22 protein-coding genes are annotated in these 21,195 nt (G+C 68.4%); 8 read left to right on the top strand and 14 right to left on the bottom strand.

The annotated features are described in order from the left end of the window. Positions 1-3: 3 nt before the first annotated feature. The 6 genes from ribB to rpiB all read right to left on the bottom strand — a co-directional run bounded on the left by ribB (position 4) and on the right by rpiB (position 5,254). Positions 4-1,128: a 3,4-dihydroxy-2-butanone-4-phosphate synthase gene (ribB, locus tag Sp245p_RS07880; protein ID WP_014240734.1), complete on the bottom strand. Its 1,125-nt coding sequence runs from the start codon at positions 1,126-1,128 to the stop codon at positions 4-6. Continuing rightward, entirely contained in the window at positions 1,125-1,712 is a 588-nt protein-coding gene (locus tag Sp245p_RS07875) for a riboflavin synthase (RefSeq protein ID WP_014240733.1), read from the bottom strand. The genes ribB and Sp245p_RS07875 overlap by 4 nt, the downstream gene beginning before the upstream one ends. A gap of 112 nt (positions 1,713-1,824) precedes the next feature. Further along, on the bottom strand, positions 1,825-2,943 hold the full coding sequence (ribD, locus tag Sp245p_RS07870; protein WP_014240732.1) for a bifunctional diaminohydroxyphosphoribosylaminopyrimidine deaminase/5-amino-6-(5-phosphoribosylamino)uracil reductase RibD: 1,119 nt from the start codon (positions 2,941-2,943) through the stop codon (positions 1,825-1,827). Positions 2,944-2,960: 17 nt separating this feature from the next. Next, complete coding sequence (gene nrdR / locus Sp245p_RS07865; protein WP_014240731.1) at positions 2,961-3,425, bottom strand: transcriptional regulator NrdR; 465 nt, start codon at positions 3,423-3,425, stop codon at positions 2,961-2,963. 32 nt (positions 3,426-3,457) lie between these two features. After that, positions 3,458-4,768 carry a serine hydroxymethyltransferase gene (gene glyA, locus Sp245p_RS07860; RefSeq protein WP_014240730.1) on the bottom strand — a complete coding sequence of 437 codons (1,311 nt, stop codon included), beginning with the start codon at positions 4,766-4,768 and terminating at the stop codon, positions 3,458-3,460. Positions 4,769-4,822: 54 nt separating this feature from the next. Continuing rightward, positions 4,823-5,254, bottom strand: coding sequence for a ribose 5-phosphate isomerase B (gene rpiB, locus Sp245p_RS07855; protein ID WP_014240729.1), 432 nt, complete (start codon positions 5,252-5,254; stop codon positions 4,823-4,825). 535 nt (positions 5,255-5,789) lie between these two features. Between rpiB and Sp245p_RS07850 the strand changes: the two genes are divergently transcribed. Beyond that, entirely contained in the window at positions 5,790-6,233 is a 444-nt protein-coding gene (locus Sp245p_RS07850; protein WP_014240726.1) for a Ros/MucR family transcriptional regulator, read from the top strand. 161 nt (positions 6,234-6,394) lie between these two features. On the opposite strand, the gene Sp245p_RS07845 is transcribed toward Sp245p_RS07850, so the two are convergent. Together Sp245p_RS07845 and Sp245p_RS07840 are read right to left on the bottom strand one after the other, a co-directional pair. Further along, positions 6,395-6,706: a hypothetical protein gene (locus Sp245p_RS07845; protein WP_244439300.1), complete on the bottom strand. Its 312-nt coding sequence runs from the start codon at positions 6,704-6,706 to the stop codon at positions 6,395-6,397. Positions 6,707-7,033: 327 nt separating this feature from the next. Continuing rightward, a complete protein-coding gene (locus Sp245p_RS07840; RefSeq protein ID WP_014240724.1) occupies positions 7,034-7,276 on the bottom strand; it encodes a DUF6898 family protein in 243 nt (80 codons plus the stop codon). 128 nt (positions 7,277-7,404) lie between these two features. Between Sp245p_RS07840 and Sp245p_RS07835 the strand changes: the two genes are divergently transcribed. The 5 genes from Sp245p_RS07835 (at position 7,405) to Sp245p_RS07815 (ending at position 9,888) form a co-directional block, all read left to right on the top strand. Continuing rightward, positions 7,405-7,917, top strand: coding sequence for a YciE/YciF ferroxidase family protein (locus Sp245p_RS07835; RefSeq protein ID WP_014240723.1), 513 nt, complete (start codon positions 7,405-7,407; stop codon positions 7,915-7,917). Between the two features lie 128 nt (positions 7,918-8,045). Next, a complete protein-coding gene (locus tag Sp245p_RS07830) occupies positions 8,046-8,468 on the top strand; it encodes a hypothetical protein (RefSeq protein ID WP_014240722.1) in 423 nt (140 codons plus the stop codon). A gap of 81 nt (positions 8,469-8,549) precedes the next feature. Then, a complete protein-coding gene (locus Sp245p_RS07825) occupies positions 8,550-8,969 on the top strand; it encodes a hypothetical protein (RefSeq protein WP_014240721.1) in 420 nt (139 codons plus the stop codon). Next, the gene (locus Sp245p_RS07820) at positions 8,966-9,430 is read left to right on the top strand and encodes a DUF488 domain-containing protein (RefSeq protein ID WP_014240720.1); all 465 of its coding nucleotides are present in this window, start codon (positions 8,966-8,968) and stop codon (positions 9,428-9,430) included. Before Sp245p_RS07825 ends, Sp245p_RS07820 begins: the two co-directional genes overlap by 4 nt. 8 nt (positions 9,431-9,438) lie before the next feature. Continuing rightward, positions 9,439-9,888 (top strand): GNAT family N-acetyltransferase, encoded by a 450-nt coding sequence (locus tag Sp245p_RS07815; RefSeq protein WP_014240719.1) that lies wholly within the window; start codon positions 9,439-9,441, stop codon positions 9,886-9,888. A 14-nt stretch (positions 9,889-9,902) separates the two neighbouring features. On the opposite strand, the gene Sp245p_RS07810 is transcribed toward Sp245p_RS07815, so the two are convergent. From Sp245p_RS07810 to Sp245p_RS07800, 3 genes are all read right to left on the bottom strand, one after another. Further along, on the bottom strand, positions 9,903-10,676 hold the full coding sequence (locus Sp245p_RS07810; protein WP_014240718.1) for a hypothetical protein: 774 nt from the start codon (positions 10,674-10,676) through the stop codon (positions 9,903-9,905). Between the two features lie 135 nt (positions 10,677-10,811). After that, positions 10,812-12,389: a cisplatin damage response ATP-dependent DNA ligase gene (locus tag Sp245p_RS07805; protein WP_014240717.1), complete on the bottom strand. Its 1,578-nt coding sequence runs from the start codon at positions 12,387-12,389 to the stop codon at positions 10,812-10,814. Next, entirely contained in the window at positions 12,386-13,372 is a 987-nt protein-coding gene (locus Sp245p_RS07800) for a ligase-associated DNA damage response exonuclease (RefSeq protein WP_014240716.1), read from the bottom strand. Before Sp245p_RS07800 ends, Sp245p_RS07805 begins: the two co-directional genes overlap by 4 nt. 149 nt (positions 13,373-13,521) lie before the next feature. Here Sp245p_RS07800 and Sp245p_RS07795 point away from each other — a divergent pair, with 149 nt between their 5' ends. Together Sp245p_RS07795 and Sp245p_RS07790 are read left to right on the top strand one after the other, a co-directional pair. Further along, positions 13,522-14,442: a pseudouridine-5'-phosphate glycosidase gene (locus Sp245p_RS07795; protein WP_014240715.1), complete on the top strand. Its 921-nt coding sequence runs from the start codon at positions 13,522-13,524 to the stop codon at positions 14,440-14,442. Positions 14,443-14,551: 109 nt separating this feature from the next. Next, positions 14,552-14,965 (top strand): hypothetical protein, encoded by a 414-nt coding sequence (locus Sp245p_RS07790; RefSeq protein ID WP_041811100.1) that lies wholly within the window; start codon positions 14,552-14,554, stop codon positions 14,963-14,965. Between the two features lie 109 nt (positions 14,966-15,074). On the opposite strand, the gene Sp245p_RS07785 is transcribed toward Sp245p_RS07790, so the two are convergent. The 3 genes from Sp245p_RS07785 to Sp245p_RS07775 all read right to left on the bottom strand — a co-directional run bounded on the left by Sp245p_RS07785 (position 15,075) and on the right by Sp245p_RS07775 (position 21,163). After that, complete coding sequence (locus Sp245p_RS07785) at positions 15,075-15,959, bottom strand: S-methyl-5'-thioadenosine phosphorylase (protein ID WP_014240713.1); 885 nt, start codon at positions 15,957-15,959, stop codon at positions 15,075-15,077. Between the two features lie 62 nt (positions 15,960-16,021). Next, positions 16,022-16,720: a rhomboid family intramembrane serine protease gene (locus tag Sp245p_RS07780; protein WP_014240712.1), complete on the bottom strand. Its 699-nt coding sequence runs from the start codon at positions 16,718-16,720 to the stop codon at positions 16,022-16,024. 126 nt (positions 16,721-16,846) lie between these two features. Beyond that, entirely contained in the window at positions 16,847-21,163 is a 4,317-nt protein-coding gene (locus tag Sp245p_RS07775) for a translocation/assembly module TamB domain-containing protein (protein WP_014240711.1), read from the bottom strand. Positions 21,164-21,195 lie beyond the last annotated feature (32 nt).

Here is a 21,195-nt window from a genome sequence, read left to right as displayed (position 1 = left end):
CGGTTACTGGTCTTGCAGGGGAATCGGGCGGTGGCCGAGCACGGTCAGGCCGTACCCCTCCAGCCCGATGATGGACTTCTTGCGGTTCGACAGCAGAACCATGTCGCGCACGCCCAGGTCCAGCAGGATCTGCGCGCCGACGCCATAATCCCGCAGGGCGGGAGTCGGATTCTCATGGCCTTCCAGCCGCGCCATCACCGATTCGGTCAGGCTGTTCGCCATCGGCTCGCGCAGCAGGACGATGACGCCGCGGCCTTCCCGCGCGATCATCTCCATGGAAGCCTGAAGCTCGCCGTCACGCGCGGCGCTCTTGTCGCCAAGCACGTCGTCCAGCACCGACAAGGCGTGCATGCGCACCAGCACCGGCTCGTCGCCGGAGATGTCGCCGCGCACCAGCGCGATGTGCTCCGCGTAAGCCACCTTGTTGACGTAGACGTACATCTGGAAACGCCCGCCGAAGCGGCTGTCCAGAGCCGCCGCCAGCTTCTGCTCGACGATCGTCTCGGTGCGGCGGCGGTAGGCGATCAGGTCGGCGATGGTGCCCACCTTCAGCCCGTGGAACTGCGCGAACTTCACCAGATCCGGCAGGCGGGCCATGGTGCCGTCGTCGTTCATGATCTCGCAGATCACGCCCGCCGCGGTCATGCCGGCCATGCGGGCGATGTCCACCGAGGCTTCCGTGTGGCCGGCGCGGACCAGCACGCCGCCGTCGCGGGCGAGCAGCGGGAAGACGTGGCCCGGCGTCACGATGGCGTCCGGCCCGGCGGTCGGGTCGATGGCGACCTGGATGGTGCGGGCGCGGTCGGCGGCGGAGATGCCGGTCGTCACACCCTCGCGCGCTTCGATGGAGACGGTGAAGGCGGTCTGGTGGCGGGTGCCGTTCTGCTGCGCCATCAGCGGCAGGCGCAGCCGCTCGATGTGGTTCTGGTCCATAGCGAGGCAGATCAGGCCGCGCCCGTACTTGGCCATGAAGTTCACGGCCTCGGGAGTCGCGCACTGGGCCGGGATGACCAGATCGCCTTCGTTCTCGCGGTCCTCGTCATCGACGAGGATGAACATCTTGCCCTGGCGCGCCTCCTCGATGATCTCCTCGGGGCGCGACAGATACTCGTGAAACTCGGACGTCATTCCTGCCCCGCCAGCCGCGCCACATACCGCGCGAGCATATCGATTTCCAGGTTCACCCGATCCCCGGCCTTCAGCGCGCCGAAGGTGGTCGCATCCTGGGTGTGCGGGATGATGTTCACGCCGAAGCGCGCACCATCGACCTCGTTCACCGTCAGCGACACGCCGTCCAGCGCCACCGACCCCTTGGAGGCGATGTATTTCGCCAGGGTGGCCGGCGCCTCGAAGGTGAAGCGCTTCGACTCGCCGTCGGCGCGGACCTCCACGACCGTGGCGACGCCGTCGACATGGCCGGACACGATGTGCCCGCCCAGCTCGTCGCCGACCTTGAGCGCCCGCTCCAGATTGATGCGCGTGCCTTCGGCCCAGCCGCCCAGCGTCGTCTTCGACAGGGTCTCGGCGGAGGCCTGCACGGCGAACCAGCCCGGCCCCTTCTCGACCACGGTCAGACAGACGCCGTTGTTGGCGATGGACGCGCCGATGGGAACCGTCTCCATAGCGAAGACGGTTTCGACGGTGAACCGGGTGTCGCCCTGCCGTTCCACGGCCCGAACGCGCCCAACATCGGTGATGATTCCGGTGAACATGGGCCGGCAATTTAGCAGGTTTTCAATCGTGTGAAAGATTCATCCGCACGGCGCGGCACGCAACGGACTGTTGCGCCCGGCACGGTGCCGGACGCCGCACATCCCCGACCGCTCAACCGCGGCGGACGTAGCTTTCCACGAGATCGTCCCCGGCCTGCCGCAGGTCGGTCCGGCGGAACAGCGCCATGCGCTCCAACCCGTCCACCCCGAAGGCATGGACCGCCGGCAGCCCGTCGCCGCCCATGACCGAGGCGGCGCGGAACCATTCCAGCCGGTCGACCAGATTGGCGCGCAGCAGCGAGGCCGCCAGAGTGGCCCCACCCTCCACCAGCACGCGGGTCAGGCCGCGGCGAGCCAGGTTGGCGCTCGCCTCGACCAGATCCGGCAGGCCCGCGGAGTCGGCGGGCACGCGGATCACCTCGAGTCCGCAGTCCTGGAAGACGGCCAGACGGCTCGGGTCCGCATCCTCGCGGGTGATCACCCAGGTCGGCACGGACCGCGCGCCCACGGCCAGCTTTCCGGTCAGCGGCAGGCGCAGCCGGCTGTCCACCACGATGCGCACGGGCGACCGGTGGCTCAGCCCCGGCAGGCGGCAGGTGAGTTCCGGGTCGTCGGCCAGGGCGGTGCGGATGCCGACCATGATCGCGTCGTGGGTGGCGCGCAGCCGGTGCCCCCACGCCCGCGCCGTCGGCCCGGTGATCCATTGCGACTGGCCGCTGTGGGTGGCGATGCGCCCGTCCAGCGTCGTCGCCGCCTTGAGCGTATAGAGAGGACGCTCGTCCTGGATGCGCCGGAAGAAACCCTCGTTGAGAGTCCAGGCGGCGTCCTCGCAGACGCCGGTGTCCACCGCGATCCCGGCGGCGCGCAGCCGCTCCAGCCCGCCTCCCGCCACCCGCGGGTCCGGATCACCGCAGGCCACCACCACCCGCGCCACCCCGGCCTCCACCAGCGCCAGAGCGCAGGGGGGTGTTTTCCCGTAATGGTTGCAGGGTTCCAGCGTCACATAGGCGGTCGCGCCGTGCGTAGCACCACCGGCGCGGGCCAGCGCTTCCGTCTCGGCGTGCGGTCGCCCGCCCGGCTGGGTCCAGCCACGCCCGACCACCACACCGCCGCGCACGATGACGCAGCCCACCGCCGGGTTCGGCCAAGTGTTGCCGAGCCCGCGCGCCGCCAGGACCAGGGCGGCCCGCATGTGGCGGACATCGTCGGGATGGATGGCTTGCTTCGCCATGGGCGCCGCCCGCCTCCTCACCCGTTCTGGGCTTCGGGGGCGAGTTGCTCGACGAACTCGTTGAAGTCCGACGCCTCGCGGAAGTCCTTATAGACCGAGGCGTAGCGGATGTAGGCGACCTGATCGAGCGTCTGGAGCGCCACCATGATCATCTCGCCGATCTGCTTCGACGGGATCTCGCTCTCGCCGGAGGATTCGAGCTGGCGCACCAGACTGTTCACCACCCGGTCGATGCGGTCGGCATCGATCGGGCGCTTGCGCAGAGCGATGCGCATGGAGCGCAGGAGCTTTTCGCGGTCGAACGGCTCCCGCTGGCCGGTGCTCTTCACCACCGTCAGCTCACGGAGCTGGACGCGCTCGAAGGTGGTGAAACGCGCGCTGCAACTGGGGCAGAACCGCCGCCTGCGGATCGCCGAGTTGTCCTCGGTCGGTCGCGAGTCCTTGACCTGGGTGTCCTCGTGTCCGCAGAACGGGCAGCGCATGTCCGGCCTTTCCCCTTAGTCGGTCTTGATGATTACAGGGTCGGGTAGATGGGGAAGCGGCGGCACAGCTCGCGCACCTCCTCCCGCACCTTCGCCTCGACCGCCGCGTTGTCGCCGGAGTTGCTGGCGGCCAGCCCGTCCAGCGTCTCGACGATCAGGCGGCCGACCTGCTCGAACTCGGCCACGCCGAAGCCGCGGGTGGTGGCCGCCGGGCTGCCCAGACGGACGCCGGAGGTGACCATCGGCTTCTGCGGGTCGAACGGGACGCCGTTCTTGTTGCAGGTCATGCCGGCGTGCTCCAGGCTCGCCTCGGCGGCCTTGCCGGTCAGGTTCTTCGGACGCAGGTCGACCAGCACGATGTGGCTGTCGGTGCCGCCGGACACGATGTCCAGGCCGCCCTCGATCAGCACCTTCGACAGGGCGCGGGCGTTGTCGAGGACGCTCTTGGCGTAGGTCTTGAACTCCGGACGCAGCGCCTCGGCGAAGGCCACCGCCTTAGCGGCGATGACGTGCATCAGCGGGCCGCCCTGCAGGCCGGGGAACACCGCCGAGTTGATCTTCTTGGCGATCTCCTCGCTGTTGGTCAGCACCATGCCGCCGCGCGGGCCGCGCAGCGTCTTGTGGGTGGTGGTGGTGACCACGTCGGCGTAGGGGAACGGGTTCGGATAGACGCCGCCGGCGATCAGGCCGGCATAGTGGGCGATGTCCACCATGAAGTAGGCGCCGACCTCGTCCGCGATGGCGCGGAAGCGCTGGTAGTCGAGGACGCGCGGATAGGCGGAGCCGCCGGCGATGATCAGCTTCGGCTTGTGCTCGCGGGCCAGACGCTCGACCTCGTCGAAGTCGATCAGGTGGTCGTCACGGCGCACGCCGTACTGCACGGCCTTGAACCACTTGCCCGACAGGTTCGGGGCGGCGCCATGGGTCAGGTGGCCGCCGGCCGCCAGCGACATGCCGAGGATGGTGTCGCCCGGCTGGAGCAGGGCGAGGTTGACCGCCTGGTTGGCCTGCGATCCTGAGTTCGGCTGGACGTTGGCGAAGCCGCAGCCGAACAGCTTGCAGGCGCGCTCGATCGCCAGCGTCTCGGCCACGTCCACATACTCGCAACCGCCATAGTAGCGCCGGCCCGGATAGCCTTCGGCGTACTTGTTGGTCATGACCGAGCCCTGGGCCTCCAGCACCGCCTGGGAGACGATGTTCTCGGACGCGATCAGCTCGATCTGCTCCTGCTGGCGGACCAGCTCGTCGCGCACCGCGCGGGCCAGTTCGGGATCGGTCTCGGCGAGCGAGGCAGCGAAGAAGCGGCCGATCTCGGCGCGGGGGTCGGCGTTGGTCACGGTCATGGCAGGGCAGGTCCTTGGTTCAGAAAGCAGTCACGGGCCGGGTGAAGGGCCGTCTCATCCCATCTTGGCGATTCGCCGGCTGTGCCGCTCACCGCCTTCGAAATCGGTCGTCAGGAAGGCGTCCACGCAGTCCTTCGCGATCTCCGCGCCGATGATGCGCGCGCCCAGAGCCACCACGTTCGCGTCGTTGTGCTGGCGCGCGAGGCGGGCGGTCGTCACGTCATGCACCAGGGCGGCACGGATGCCCGGATGGCGGTTCGCCGCGATGCTGATACCGATGCCGCTGCCGCAGATCAAGACGCCGCGCGCCGCGCGCTTGTCGTTGATGGCACCCGCCAGCGCCGTGGCGAAATCCGGATAGTCCACCGATTCCGGACCGTTGCAGCCGAGGTCCAGCACCTCGTAGCCGGCGCCGGCCAGCCAGGAGGCGATCTGGGCCTTCATCTCGTACCCCGCGTGATCGGACGCGATCGCGATGGTGGTCATGAAAGAAAAACTCCGTGCACGAATACGAATGGCGCCGGCCCGGGGGGAACACCCGGCGGGGACGGCGGCACGGCGCGCAAGCTACCAGATATCGCCCCGAACCGCCAGAAGGACACAACGCACAGGGGCTTTGCGCCGGGCACAGAACCGCAAAAGGGGAACGCCGGGCGCCGACCCGGCGAAGGGAAGCCCATCCGCGATGCATGCCGAGAACAAATGTTTCTCTATTTCCCGCCACCGTTGACGTTAACGGCCAGTAAGCAGGTCGACCGATTCGGTCTCGCATCACGAATCGGTCAGTTGCGGTGCCCGATTCTCATGGTCTTGCCTAGCTTCCCCGCACTAGACGATGCCTAAACGTGGGGCAGTGCAGCCGCAGCCCGGCCATTTCCTGCGACATCTGATTTGCCACGCCTTGTAACTTCATGCAGTTTGCAAATAACTTAATTCGCTGCTCTCGAAATTATATTGACACCCAAATCACGCTGTGCAACTTGGTTGCTAGGGACAAAATGAAAAATCAGGACTAATGGCAATGAGTGACCAGCTTCGCGCCGATGTGCCCGATAACGAGCTTCTGCGGATGACCGCGGACATCGTCTCCGCATATGTCAGCAAGAACGTTCTGCCGGCGCAGCAGATTCCCGAGGTGATCAACACGGTCTACTCGTCGCTGACCGGGCTGAACACGCAGCCCCGAGAAATTCCTTCAGAGCCCCTGAAGCCGGCCGTGCCGATCCGCAAGTCGGTGACGCCCGAATACATCGTGTGTCTGGAAGACGGCAAAAAGCTGAAGATGCTGAAGCGCCATCTTCGCTCCACCTACAACATGTCGCCGGACGAATACCGGGCGCGCTGGAGCCTGCCGCCGGATTACCCGATGGTCGCGCCGAACTACGCGGCTCAGCGCTCCGAGTTCGCGAAACGGATCGGCCTCGGCCGCAGCTCCGGCCGCCAGACCCGCCGCAAGGCCGGCTGAGCGCCAGCACCGTCCTGAACGAACAGGGCCGGCCTCCCCATTGGGGAGGCCGGCCCTGTGTCGTTTCACCTTCATGTCTTACTGTCGGGTCTTACTGTCGGGCCTGGATCACGCAGGACCGTGGCGAGGACGGGCGTCGCCCAACCCGCCGGCGCCGCCCCTCATCCACAGTTGCGGCCGGACAGGCGGCAGTTGAACCGTTCGACATTGCGGGTCAGTTCCTGCCCTGTGCTGGTGTTCTCCTCGTTCAGGCAGCGCAGATAGTCCATGGTCTTGTCCACGTACTCCTTCACCTCGAACTGGCAGGTGGCCATCTTGTCCGCGCTGACGAAGGTGGTGGTGTCGCTCATGCAGAGCGGAACGCCGGGCTTCGTGCAGATGATGGTGGTTTCCGACCACGCCGCCGGGCTTTGCAGCGCCACGGCCAGCACCAGCAGCGTCGCCGCCGGCTTCAGGGTCTCTCTCAACAGCACGGGCAATCTCCGCAAGACCGTCACGCAACCCATTGCGATCGTCTCCCTCCGCATTCGGTCAGGACCGCCGCGCCAGGAAAACACTGTCCGGAAAGCACGGCGGTCCGTTCGTTCGTGGAACGGTTTCTACAGGCGTTACATCCGATGCACCAGTGCCCACGGCGCGGCATAGGTCTAGAGTCGGAACCGAGCAGTTCACCCTCGGACCGGCTCCGCAGGTCCGGCACCGGGATGTCAGTGCTCACCATCAGCAGAAGCCAAGACTAGCCGCGCCCCCCGCCCCGCCGGGAGGGCGCGCTTCTTGGCGTCTGTACTCGGGCAATTCAATCAGCGTTTGGCGGCGTCGCGCTTCATGACGAACTGGAGTTTGCTGATCGCGGTCCGTTTCAGCAGTTCCAGGCTGCCGGTGGCCGGCCCGACGACCGATACCTCCGTCGCAGTGACGGGATCGATGGCCATGACCTTCAGATAGCTGCCGACCCGCTGGAATTCGAACAGCACCTCGCCGACACCGTTTCCCGCGCCGTTTCCAGCCGTCTGGCCTTTTCCAGGCGCCCGATTGCCCACCATCGCTTTTTCTCCATCGCCGGCCTTCGCCGGTCCCGATACCACCTTAGCACAGCGCAACCGTCCCGGAACCCCATCTGCCACGTCCTGTTGTTGGCGGACGACGAACTCAGCAAGGGAGTACCGGCACCATGGCTGCCAAGACCATGCAGGATCTGCTGATCGAAGAACTCCGCGACATCTACCACGCCGAAAAGCAGCTCACCAAGGCCCTGCCGAAACTGGCCAAGGCGGCGCATTCCGAGCAGCTCCGCGCGGCCTTCGAGTCCCATCTGGAGGAGACCCGCGGCCAGATCGAACGGCTGGAACAGGTCTTCGAGGAGCTGGACACCCGCACCCGCGGCAAGCATTGCGACGCGATGGAGGGGCTGATCAGCGAGGCCCGCGAGATCATGGAAATGGGTCTCGCCCCGGAAGTCCAGGACGCCGCCCTGATCGCCGCCGCCCAGAAGGTGGAGCATTACGAGATCGCCAGCTACGGCACCGTCCACGCCTACGCCACCGCCTGCGGCCTTACCAAGGTGGCGGAGCTGCTGGAGCAGACCCTGAACGAAGAGAAGGAAACCGACAAGAAGCTGAACATGCTGGCAATCAACGACGTGAACAAGAAGGCCATCCAAGCCAGCGCTCAGAAGGCGGCCTGAGGGCGGCACGCCGGGCCATAAGCCGAATCTCTTGTCACAGCATCTCTTGTTACAGCGGGCGCCATTGAAGGCGGGCGGGCGAACCCCTACTATCGGGGCCACCCAATCGATTTTTCCGGTGCCCGCTTATGCGCAGGGTCGCGTCCTTCCTCGGTTGCCTTCTCATCGCCGCCACCACCGTCGGTTCGGCCATGGGGGCTCAGGCGGCGGAAGGGCCGGCGGCCCTGCCACCTTCCGTCCGGATCAAGCCGGTGATGGTCCCCATCGTCACGCGCGGTCAGGTGGAGCGCTACACCCAGATCGAGGTGATGCTGGAAGTGGCGAACGCCACCCGCCTGGGTGAAGTTCAGGTCGCCATTCCGCGCCTGCACGACGCCGCTCTGCGCGCGGTCTACACTGGCATCGAGGAGGGATGGATCGTCCGCGGCAACATCGCCAACATGCCGGCCCTGCGCCGCAGGATCGATGAGGAAAGCGTCAAGCTGTTCGGCAAGGACGTGGTCAGCCGCATCCTCATCACCCCGCTGTCCCGGCAATCATCCTTCCCCTGACCCCCCTTCCCCCCTTCCGGCGGTTGCCTCGTCGGGCACTTCGCGGCAGCATGGCCGCCTGACCGGGGAGGACCTGCGAAAATGGCCGTGGTTTATGTGGCGCGCAGCGCCGCGCTGACGAAATGGGCGTCCGACGTCGGACAGGGAAAGCACATCTTCAAGCTGGGCGTGGCCGCTGACAATGACGAGGCCAAGGCCGCCATCGATGCCGGCTGGGCGGGCGAATCCGACTGGCGCCTGATCCACAGCCAGGAGGTGCCGGACGTTGAGGAGGAGGCGGTGATCGAACGCCTGATGCGCAAGGAGAAGGTCATCGATCCGACCTACTACCCGAAGCTGAAGGGCGCCACCGGCGTCTTCCGCATCACTCTGACCAACGTGCAGAACAGCCTTCTCGTCGCGAAGGCGATGTCCGCCGACGAGCCGCTGACCGACGTCAAGGTGAAGCCCAAGGACATCGGCGAATACATGGTCCGCAACGCCCTGCCCTCCTCGTCATGAACGACAGCCCGACGCTCTACACCATTGGTTACGAAGGCGCCTCCTTCGACTCCGTACTGCGCGCATTGAAGGTGCGGGGGGTCGGGGTTCTGCTGGACGTGCGCGAGTTGCCCTTGTCCCGCCGCGCCGGCTTCTCGAAGAGGCCGCTGTCCGCCGGGTTGGAAGAGGCCGGAATCGGTTACGTGCATCTGAAAGGGTTGGGCACGCCCAAGGAGGGCCGCGTTGCCGCCCATCAGGGCGACCTGGACCGCTTCTGGTCGATCGTCGAAGCGAAGATGCAGACTCCGGAAGCGGAGCATGACCTCAACCGCGCCGCCGCTCTGGCGCGGGAAAAGCCGGCCTGTCTGCTCTGCTTCGAGGCGTCACCGCACCTCTGCCACCGGCTTCGCGTCGGTGAAAGCCTTCACAGCCGTTTCGGCTTCACGGTGGAACATCTGAATCCCACCGACGTCTCCTTCTAGAGGCTGACATGCATTCCCGTTGGTACCGCTTTGCCGATCTGTCCGCCGGCACCTTCCACGACATGCTCCACCTCCGCCAGAGCGTGCTGGTGGTGGAACAGGCCTCCCCCTTTCCCGACCTCGACGGACGCGACCCGGTGGCGCAGCATCTGGCGCTTTACGACGGCGACGCGCCGACACCCGTCGGCTACGCCCGCATTTTCGGTCCGGATGCCGACACCGGCACGACCTCGTTCGGACGGTTGGCGGTCGCTCCGGCGTGGCGCGGCAAGGCGTTGGGCCGCCGGCTGGTCGCGGAATGCCTGGAGCGGCTGGCCCAAGAATGGCCGGAGCACGACGTGCAGATCAGCGCGCAGCTTTACTTGGAGAGCTTTTACGGCGGCTTCGGCTTCCGGCGCGTCAGCGAGATTTACGACGATGTCGGCATCGACCACATCGACATGCGGTTGAGCCGATAGGGGGGAAATCCTGTCTATTTCCTGGCCTCGGCCAGGATATCGCCGGCTTCCTTGCGGATGACGTTCAGGTTCTTCAGCAGGATCGCCAGCGCCTGATCGTAGTTGAAGGCCTCCTCCGACTCGTCCGGGATGTCGGTGTCGTCGGCTGCGACGGAGACCTTGGCCTTCTTCTTCACGGTCGCGAAATACTCGCTGCCGGTCTTCTCGAATCCCTTGATCGCCTTCTGCAGAGCGTCGACGTCGTTGGCGCGTGTGGCGGCGTCCAGCGCCTTCGTCGCCTTCTCCAGCCCGCTCGACGCCCGGAAGGCGAGCAGGAAACCCTCGGCGGGCTTCTTCTTGCCGGTCAGCGCCTCGAACATCTTCTTGGCCGAGGTCCAGTCAGCGAAGAAGGTGGTGGCGGGCATCTCCTTGGCGCTGCCCGCCTTCTCCAGCTTCTTCAGGGTGGACTGGCTTTCCAACTGGGCCATCTGCTCGACGTTCATGGCGCCGCCCAGCATGTCGGCCGCCACTTCCACGGCGCCCTCGTTCTTCGCCTTCTGCGCCTTGACAATCACCGCGCTGAGCTTTGCCCGGAAGATCTTGGTCGCCTGGAGCAGATCGGCCAGCGCCGCGCGCAGCGCCTTGGCGTCCCCGGCCTTGTAGGCCTTGTCCCAGGCCGCGGCGGCCTTCTCCACATCGCCCGACTTCTTCACCACCGCCAGGGCGTCGCCCGAGTTCGGGATCTTCTTGGCCTCGGCCTCGCACTTCGCCTTGTGCTTCTTGAACTCGGGGGCGGCGGCGAACGGCATGGTCAGGTCTCCGGCTTGATGTCTTCCACCCCGTTCGACCGCAGCGAACGGTTGCAGAAGACTAGGCGCCGTCCCGCCGACGTCAACGCGGACCCGGTTCAAAATGGAAGAAGCGGCCCCACTCGGCCCATCGCTCTAGCCGACGACCATCGCCTGAAGCGTTTCCAGCCGGTCGGCCTCCACCGCCGGCTTGTCCCAGCGGATACGGTGGACGCGCGGGAAGCGCATCGCCAGACCGCTTTTGTGACGGTTCGACGGGTGCACGCTGTCGAAGGCGACCTCCAGCACCAGCCCCGGCTCGACCTCGCGCACCGGGCCGTAGCGGCGGGTGGTGCGGTTGCGCACCCAGCGGTCGAGTTCCACCAGCTCGGCGTCGGTGAAGCCGAAATAGGCCTTGCCGACCGGCACCAGCTCCTCGCCGCGCCAGACGCCGAAGGTGAAGTCCGAGTAATAGCTGGACCGCTTGCCGTGCCCGCGCTGGGCGTACATCAGCACGGTGTCGAGGGTCAGCGCCCCACGCTTCCACTTGAACCAGGGCCCCTTGGGGCGCCCGGCAACGTAGACGCTGTCCTTGCGCTTCAGCATCAGCCCTTCGATGCTGTTTTCCCGGCTGCCCTCGCGCAGGCCCTTCAGTGCCTCCCAGCCCTCGAACGGAACCAGGGGCGACAGGTCCATCCGCCGGGGCCGCACCGCGTCGTGCCAGCGCTCCAGCCGGGCGCGCCGCTCGGTGAAGGGCAGGCTCCGTAGATCCTCCTCGCCATCGAACAGGATGTCGTAGAGCCGCACCCAGGCGGGAAATTCCTTGAGCATCGCCGCGGTGACCGTCTTGCGGTTCAGCCGCTGCTGGAGATCGTTAAAGGGCGCGATCTCGCCCTCGTCGCGGGCGACCAGCAGTTCGCCGTCCAGCACGGCGTCGAAGGTCATGTGGTCCGCAATGTCCGGAAAGGCGCCGGACACGTCGTCGCCGGTCCGGCTGTAGATGCGCCGCTCGCCGCCGCGGGCCGCCAGCTGCACGCGGATGCCGTCCCATTTCCATTCCGCGGCGTAGTCGGCCGGATCGAGACCGCCCATATCCTCCTCCTCCAGCGGATGGGAAAGCATCAGCGGGCGGAAGCCGGCGCCCTTCCCCGCCGCCGGCCGGTCGGACCTCCCCTCCAGCCAGGCGAACAGCTCCGCGTAGGGCGGGGTCAGCCCATGCCAGCACTCCTCGAGGTCGCCGAGATCGACCTTGCCCCACTCCGCCAATGCCGTCTTGGCCAGCCGCGCCGACACGCCCACCCGCAGGCTGCCGGTGATGAGCTTCAGCAGAGCGAAGCGGCCCGAGGAATCCAGCGTGTCGAGCCAGCCCTCCACCAGCCCCATCACCTGCCCGCGCTTGGCCGCGCGCAGAGTCTCCACCACCTCGGTCATGGAAGGCGGCAGGCTGTTCGCCCGCTCCGGGCGCTCTGGCCAGATCAAGGCCACCGTCTCGGCGAGGTCGCCGACATAGTCGTAGGACAGGGCGAACAGCTCGGGATCGACGCGGGTAGCGACCAGTTGCCGGATCGCCGCCGGCTTGGCCTCGTGGAAGACCAGCGATTCCGTCAGGGCCGCCAGCGCCCAGCCGCGGTCGGGGTCCGGCGTGGTGGCGAAGAAGTCGGCCAGCAGGCGGATCTTTCCATTGCGCGCCGGCATGAAGACCAGCCCGTCGATCAGCGCGGAGAAGTTCCTCACGCCCCCTCCTCCTCGAAGCCGACCAGGGCCAAAGCGCGGGCGCGGATGCCGCGCTGGGTCGCGTGGTGGACCAGCGCCTCCTCCCGGCCATGGGTCACCCAGACCTCGGGTGCGGCGACCTCGTCGAGCGTCTGGACCAGTTCGTCCCAATCGGCGTGGTCGGAAATGACCAGCGGCAGTTCCACGCCGCGCTGGCGCGCCCGCTGACGCACCCGCATCCAGCCGGAGGCCATCGCCACCACCGGGTCGGTGAGCCGCCGCGCCCAGCGGTCGGCCACCGCTCCGGGCGGGGCCAGCACAAGGGCGCCCTTCAGCTCCTCCTTCGCCGCGACGGTGGCCGGGCGAAGCTCGCCCAGAGGCACGCCGAAGCTCTCATAGAGTTTGCAGATCGGCTCCAGGGCGCCGTGCAGATAGATCGGCCGGTCGTAGCCGGCGGCGCGCAGCAGGGAGATCACCCGCTGGCATTTGCCCAGCGCGTAGGCCCCGACGACATGGCTGCGCTCAGGAAAGATCGACAGTGAGTGCAACAGCTTGTCGATCTCCCCCAAATCCGGCGGGTGGCGGAAGACCGGCAGGCCGAAGGTCGCCTCGGTGATGAAGACGTCGCACGGCACCGGCTCGAAGGGCGCGCAGGTTCGGTCGAAGCGCCGCTTGTAGTCGCCGGACACCACCACCCGCGTCCCCGCATGCTCCAGCACCACCTGCGCGCTGCCCAGCACATGGCCGGCGGGGACCAGACGCACCGTCACGTCGCCGATGCGGATCGCCTCGCCATAGTCGAGCGTCTGCGTCGCGGCCCCCGCCCCCTCGCCCAGCCGTTGCCGCATGATGGCGAGCGTCCCGGCGGTGGCGAGCACATGGGCGTGGCCGGGCCGGGCATGGTCGGAATGGCCGTGGGTGACGACCGCGCGCTCCACCGGGCGCAGCGGGTCCACGTAGAAGCCGCCGGGCTCGACGTAGAGCCCTTCGGGGCAGACTTTCATCCAGCGTTCGGCGGGGGGGCGGGAGGGGCTTTGTGCAGGCATGCACTGCAATATAGGCCGTCCTCGCGAAAGGACAAAATTCCGATTCCTGCGGTTGCGCCGGCGCGAACCACAGCGCAGGATGCGGGAGAACGAGGGAGACTCCGACCATGCACGACCGCCTGACCCTAACGCCCGAGGTCGCCGCCGCCCTGGCCGAGGGCCGGCCCGTGGTGGCGCTGGAATCCACCGTCATCTCCCACGGCATGCCCTACCCGAAGAACCTGGAAACGGCGACAGCGCTGGAGGACGCGGTGCGGGCCGAGGGGGCGGTGCCCGCCACCGTCGCCGTTCTCGACAGGCGCATCCGCGTCGGGCTGGACGGTGAGGCTCTGGAGCGGCTCGCCAAGGGTGGTACCAGCGTCATGAAGCTGAGCCGCCGCGACCTGCCCGTCGCTCTGGCGACCGGAGTGCCGGGCGCTACCACCGTGGCCGCCACGATGATCGCCGCAAGGCTGGCCGGGATCCCTGTCTTCGCCACCGGCGGCCTGGGTGGGGTGCACCGCGGCGCCGAAACCAGTTTCGACGTGTCGGCGGACCTCGACGAGCTGGCCCACACCAGCGTCTGCGTCGTCTGCGCGGGTGCGAAATCGATTCTCGACCTGCCGAAGACGCTGGAGGTGCTGGAGACCCGCGGCGTCCCCGTCCTGGGGCTGGGCACGGACGAGTTCCCGGCCTTCTACAGCCGCAACTCTGGTCTGCCCGTCTCTCATCGCTGTGACAACGTGCATGAGGTCGCGGCGATCCTGAGAGCCAAATGGGAGCTTGGGCTGGAGGGTGGCGTGGTCCTCGCCAACCCCATCCCGGAGGCCGACGCGCTCGATGGCGAGGCCATGGAGCAGGCCATCGCCCAAGCTTTAAGGGATGCGGAACATCATGGAATCACGGGAAAATCCGTCACGCCTTTCCTCCTTGCGGCGCTGGAGCGGATCACCGGCGGGCGCAGCCTGACCGCGAACATGGCGCTGATCCGAAACAACGCCGTCACCGCGGCGCGGCTGGCGGCGGCTTACGCGGCGGCGGCCGTCTGACCGGTCATAGACCGTTACGCATAAGAGGTAAGCCATCCGTGACGTCCGGATTTAAGTCCCCGTTAACCGAAGCCGGGTGAATCTGCGCTCGTTCTTCACGGAGGTCTCTATGCGTGCGCCCAGCCCGTCGAACCTGGTTTCCCGGATGATCGCCATGGCCGCCCAGCCCGACGAGGGCATCGGCGAGCCCGACAACCGCCCGGCTGCGCGGGTCAAGAAGATCGTCTGGGCCTCCCAGGCGGCGAAACTGCGGGGGTCCCTCTCCTCCCGCCTCGTCCATGAAATCGAGTGCGCGGTGTCCGCCGACCTCGACAGCATGGAGCTGCCGGAAGTGTTCTTCACGTCCGTCGAGTTCGCCGGCCGCGTCATCACCTGCGACCTCGACGCCTCGGGCACCGCCTCGATCTTTGGTCTGATCGACATCAGCGATTATGACGAACTGGTGGAAGAAGCCGGCGACGACGCGCTGTTCGGCGTCGATTGGGACGGCGTCTACGTCACCCCGGCGCGCACCCGCCACTGAGGCTATCCGCCCGATCCCTTTCCAAGCGATCCCTTTCCAAGCGATCCAAGGAAAAAGCCGCGGGACCCGGACGCACGCCGGGTCCCGCGGCTTTTTTGCGTTGGCGTCCTCAGCCCAGCGCGCGGGCGAGGATGATGTCGAGCGCCTTCAGCATCTCCGGGTCGCGCTTGTCCGGCGCGGTCATGATCGCGTGGTCGAGCGCGGTGTGGCAGCCCTGGGCGCACAGCCCGTCGCGCACCTGCAGCTTCGGCGCGAGCGTCTTGACCAGCGACCGGGCCTTGCCCGCGTTGGCGACCACCACGCGGATGACGGCGTCCACGGTGACGTGGTCATGCTCCGGATGCCAACAGTCGAAGTCGGTGACCATGGCGACGGTCGCGTAGCACATCTCCGCCTCGCGGGCGAGTTTGGCCTCCGGCATGTTGGTCATGCCGATCACGTCGCAGCCCCAGCTCCGGTACAGCTCGGACTCGGCCTTGGTCGAGAATTGCGGGCCTTCCATGACCATGTAGGTGCCGCGGCGCTGGTGCGGCACCTTCAGCTCCACCAGCGCCTCCTCGATCAGGTCGCCCAGCCGCCCGCAGACCGGATGGCCCAGCGCCACATGCGCCACCAGACCGGTGCCGAAGAAGCTCTTGTTGCGGGCGAAGGTGCGGTCGATGAACTGGTCGATCACCACGAAGGTGCCCGGCGGCAGATGCTCCTTCAGCGAACCGACGGCGGAGACCGACAGGATCTCTGTCACGCCCAGCGCCTTCAGCGCGTAGATGTTGGCGCGGAAGTTCAGCTCGGACGGCGGAATACGGTGACCGCGGCCGTGGCGCGGCAGGAAAACCAGCTTCTGGCCGTTCAGCTCGCCCGTCAGCAGCTCGTCCGACGGGTCTCCGAAAGGCGTTTCCACCTTCACCCAGCGTTGATTCTCCAAGCCGTCGATGTCGTAGACGCCGCTGCCGCCGATCACGCCGAGCACCGGCGCGGACCCGGTTTCCGCCATAGTCACATGCCTCCGTCAATGGGAGGGCGCAGTATTCCGCCCCGGCCCGGCAAAGGCAACGGTCACAGCGTTCGCAGCAGAACCACGACCAGCGTCAGATAGACGGCGGCCTTCGCCGCGGTGCTGAGGCGGGCGACGCTCCACAGCGCCACGCCGGGACGGCGGAACAGGGCGACCAGCGCCATCCCCGCGCCGAACCCTCCGAGATGGGCGGCCCAGGCCACGTCGCCCAGACCGGAGTCCGGGGCCGGCGGCATCAGCGTCATCGCCACGTTGATCGCCAGGAAGCTGCCCACCACGAAGGAGGCGGGAACCCGTGGCCCCGGCGTCACGCCGAGCGTCGCCTGCGGGTGCAGCAGCAGGAAGGCCCCCATCACCCCGCAGATCGCCCCGCTCGCCCCGACCAGCGGCGCCATGGGGTCGACGGCCAGCGCCCCCTCCACCACCGCCCCCGCCGCGGCGCAGAGCAGGAAGAACAGCAGGTAGCGCAGGCTGCCCATCGCCAGCTCGACAGCACCGCCGAAGGCCCAGAGCGCCAGCATGTTGCTGACCAGATGCACGATGTCGCTGTGGATCAGGACATGGCCGAACAGCCCGCGCCACACCGCCCAAGTCGGCAGCGGCCCGGCCGTCTCAACCGTTCCGAAGAAATAAGCAGGAACGAAGGCGAGGGATTCCGGCGGCACGCCCAGCACGAAGGCCAGCGTGCAGGCCATGACGATGCCCTGATTGACGTAGGGAATCCTTCTGGCAGCGCGCACCGCTCCCCCTTCGCCGATCACCGGAGCCTTGGCGGCCCGGCCTTCATCCTTGCTCGATATGGGGGCTCTTGCGCCGATGACCAGCGCCCGAAAGCGGCTCGCAAACAGGTTAGAAGGCCGGACCCGTCAGTAATTCCACTCCCACTTGACGCCGACTCGGGTGTCGGAATCGGCGCCGACGTCCGCCTGGGCCTTGATGTTCTTGGTGATGTCGACCTCGACCGTGGCGCGGCTCTGGTTCGCGCCGATGCCTTGCTCCACCCCGACATAGACGCGGTCGCTGACGTAGCGCCCTGCCTCCACCGCGCCACCCTTGCCATCGGCCCCGCCGGTGAATTCCAGCCGGTCGATGCCGAGGCCGCGGCGCAGGTTGCCAATCAGGCCGGGGCCGCCACCGCCGAATCCGGCCAGGGTCGCCGCGGACTGGGCGAGCTGGACCGCCTCCACCGCGTTCAGACTGCCGACCGACTTCCCGAACAGCACCGCGGACAACACCTCGTCCTGCGGCAAACCCTGCGGGGAGGTCAGTTCCAGCTTCGGCTGTCCGGCGGTGCCGGTGACCAGAACCTGCGCGGTCACGTCGTTGGCGGTGGCCTCCGCCAGGAAATCCAGCCGCGGGTCGATGGTGGGACCGCCGTCGAACTCGATGATGCCGCGCTTGAAGACGAAGGTCTTGGCGAGAAGGTCCAATTCGCCCTTCAGCATGTTCAGCCGCCCGCTGACCAGCGGCTGGCTGGAGGTGCCGGTGACGGCGAGCTGTCCGGCGAACTCGGCCTCCAGCCCGCGTCCCCGGACGAAGATCTGGTTCTGCGCGCTGATCGTCAGATCGAGGATCATCGCGAAGGCCGGCTCCGGCGCCGCCGCCCCGTTTCCGGCCTGCCCGTTCTTCAGGCTGACCGGCTGCGCCTTGCGGCCCTTCCCGACCTCGACGACCTTCAAGTCCACCACGTTGGGCGGGGTCTGGTTGGGAATCTGGATCTCAGCCCGCTCGATCCGCACGGGACCGGCCAGCCGCGGATTCAGGAAGCTGCCGGTCAGTGTCAGGTTGGTGCCGATGGTGACCGCCGCCAGATCGTTCTGCACCAGCCGCGCCCGGTCGGCCTGGATGGCGAGGTCGAGTTGCTGCTGGGGATCCGCGGCGGCGGGGCGGATCACGCCGCGGGCGCTGATCTCGCCGCCGTTGGTGGTCCGCCCGCGGAAGCTCTGGATGGTGAAGACGTCGCCGTCGCCGACGATGCGGGCGTCGATGTTGCTGATGATGGCGCCGCTCGCCCGGTTCTCGTAGCGCCCGTTGGCCAGCGTCACCGTGCCGCCCAGCCGCGGGGCCGCCACCGTGCCGTCGACGCTGACGTCGAGCCGCAGCGTGCCGCGCGCCCGGTCGCCGCTGGCCGCCAGCAGGTCGTTGGCGAGCGAGGCGTCGATGGCGCCGCGCAGCGCCGCCTCCAGACGGCCGCGCTCCGGCACCGAGAAGGCCAGCGTGTCCGGGTTCATCGCCAGCGGCGCGGCGGCGGTCAGGGTCACCCGGCCGGCGTTGTTGTTGGTGGCGACGTCGCCGTCCACCGACAGGCGGGCCTCCCTCCAGCGAGCGTTGACGGTGACGTTCAGGCCCGGCACGCCGGCCTGGGTGGTCTGCTGCGCCTTCAGGTTGGCGACGCGTAGCGTGGCGTCGGCCTGCGGGCGGCGGACGGTGCCGCCGAGGGTCGCCTGCGCGTTCAGCGTGCCGTCCAGCCGGAGGGTCGGATTCGCCAGCCGGGCCAGCGCCATCGGCACGCGGTCGAGCCGCAGCTCGCCCGACAGCCGTTCCCCGTTCAGTCCGAGATCGGCGGCGAGCTGGGCGTTGCCGCTGACCAGCCTCAGGCCGGACACCTCGTAGCGCCGCTCGCCCAGGGCGATGGCGGCCGGCTGGGTCAGCCGGAAGGATTCGCCGCTGTAGCGGCCCTGGAGGCGATCCAGCCGGATGCGGTTCAGCGCACCGCTCTGCGTGAACTCCCCGGCCAGGTCCAGCCCCAGCGGATCGCGCCCGGCCCCCACCGCCTCCGCCCGGAAGGCCGCCTTGGCGAGCGAGCCGTCCACGCTGGCCGTCACGCGGGACAGGTCGTTGCCGGCGGCGGCCCCATCTTGAAGCTCCACGCGCGCCTTGCCGCTGGCGCTGCCCAGCGCGTCGGCGACGTCGGCGTTGGCGGTCAGGCGACGCGCGGCGAACAGCGGCCCGCCCTCGCCTTCCACACGGAGGTTGGTGGCGTTGGCGGTCAGGTTGGCCGCCTGCTTGCCGTTCGGCGCGTCGAGCGCGACGGTGAAGCCCGCCGCCCCGGTCAGCGGCACGCCGGCCAGTTCCGACAGCGCCTGAAGCTGCGGCAGGTTGCCGTCGAGCTTGCCGGTCGCGGTCATGGCGTCGAGCGCCACGCGCACCGCACCGGTGATCCGGTTCGGCCCGTTCGCCAGCGCGAGGTCGCTGATGCGCAGCGCCGGCCCTTCCAATGCATAGGCGGCATCCGCCGTCAGCCCGGCGCCGGCCAGTTCGGTGCGGGCCGACACGCGCCCCTGCGGGGCGCCCGGCAGATTCTGCGCAGTGGCGTTCAGCCGCGTGTCGCCGAAGCGGCGCCCTTGCACGGCGAGGTTCCGCGCGTGCAGCGCCGCCTCCGCCACCAGCTTGTCCAATGGCCCTTTTGCCGTCGCGTCGAGCGTCAGGCCGCCGGCCATCTCCGTTCCGGCGGCGGTGCCCACCGAACCGAGGTCAGCGATTTCCAGCCGAGTCTTCGCGTCCACGGTGCCGTCCACCAGGGCCGCATCACCGGTCAGCCGCCCGTTGCGGCCGTCCACCGTCAGGTCGGTGAGGCGCATGGCGCCGCCCGGCTCCATCACCGCCTGCGCGCCCAGGCTGACATCGCGGCCAAGCACGCCGTCGGCGGGCGTTCCGGTCTCCAGTCCGCGCAGGGCGCCGCTGAGGCCGGCTGTCAGGGTGCCGTCCTCCTGTCGGCGCACCGGACCGGCCAGGGCCAGCGACCCGGCCAGCGGCTGTCCGGCGAGGGTAGAAAGGCGCGAGAGGTCGTCGGCGTTCAGCGACACCGTCACGTCGGCGGTCTGGCCCCAGCCGGTCACATTGCCCTGCGCCCCGGCGCTGGCCGCCGCGGTGGTCAGGGTCACCCCGTCGATTCCCACCGCCCCGGTGTCGGCGTTGATCCGCGCCCGCCCGTCCAGCCGCACCTCCGGCCCGGCCACCGAGGCCAGGGCAGGATCGTCGGCGGCGAGGTCGTGGATCAGACCTTCCACCGCCACGGTCAGCGCGTCCAGCGTGCCCTGGGCGGTGCCCGACACGGTGCCCTCCCGCCAAGCGATGCCGGGGGCGAAGCCGTGCAGGGTGGAGTCCGGCCCGGCCTGGACCTCGTAGCGCAGATCGAGGCTGCGGCGGTCGGCGCCGATGCGCCCCGAGAGATTGGCCGTGGCGGCGGCGGTCTCGACGGCCACCGGCTGCAGGGTCAGGGCACCGTCCGGAGCAACCACCACGGTACCCTTCAGCACCGGCTGTGGCCCAGCCAGCGGCGCGATATCGGGGCCGAGCAGGGACGCCACGTCGCCGGTCGCCGCGATGGTGACGGCGTGCCCTTCCGGCACCGCCTTGATCGTGGCGTCGGCGGCCAGCCGCGCGGCGTTCTCCGCCGCCGCGGTGAAGGTGCCCTTCCAGTCGTCCAGCGAGCCCTGCCCGTCCAGCGATGCGCTGACCGGCGGCGTGCCGGGGATGTTCAGCGCGGTGGCGATCAGCCCGCCCGCCGGCTCCGACGCCTTCAGGTTCAGGTCGAGTCGCTTGTCGTCGGGATTGAAGGCGACGTCGAGCGCCACCGTGCCCGGCTGCTCGCCGAGACGGTCCACATTCAGGTGCGCTTCCAGAGACGACCCGCCCGACGCGAGGTCGAGCGACCCGTCGATCTTCAGCCGCGCCTCCTGCCCGATCAGCGGCTCCGCCAGGACCAGCTCGGCGATGGCCAGCTTGTCCACGGCGACGCCCACCGGCAGGCTGGGCAGCAGGGAGGTCGGCCCCTGGTCGGGCGGCGGCTCCGGCCCCTCAGCGGGCAGCGGCGCGCGCTCAACGACGACCCGCTGCGCCTCGATGGCGTCGGCCTTGGCCCGCCCGGTCAGCAACGCGGTCGGGGCGAGGTTGACGCGGAGATCCTCAAGCCGCAGCCACACGCCCTCGCGGTCGGCGACGGTGACGTCCGAGATCGTGAAGTTGACGGGGACCGCGCCGCCGATGGTGCCGATCCTGACCTGGAGGTCGGGACCGTTGACCGCCTTTTCGATGGTCTGGGCGATCCAGCGCCGGACGGCGTTGGCCGGACCCCAGCCGCCCCCCTCGGTGTCGGCCGCGCGAGCGGCCTCCGTCAGGACCGCCCCGGTCAGGACGGCGAAGGCCAGAAGAAGAACGATCAGACGACGCAGACCCGACACCACGCACCCCGTTGCGGCATTCCCCGAATGGT

It is taken from the genome of Azospirillum baldaniorum (genome assembly GCF_003119195.2).
Classification (GTDB): domain Bacteria; phylum Pseudomonadota; class Alphaproteobacteria; order Azospirillales; family Azospirillaceae; genus Azospirillum; species Azospirillum baldaniorum.
Note: the sequence above shows the minus strand (reverse complement) of the source record. Positions and strands in the feature narration are given on the sequence as shown.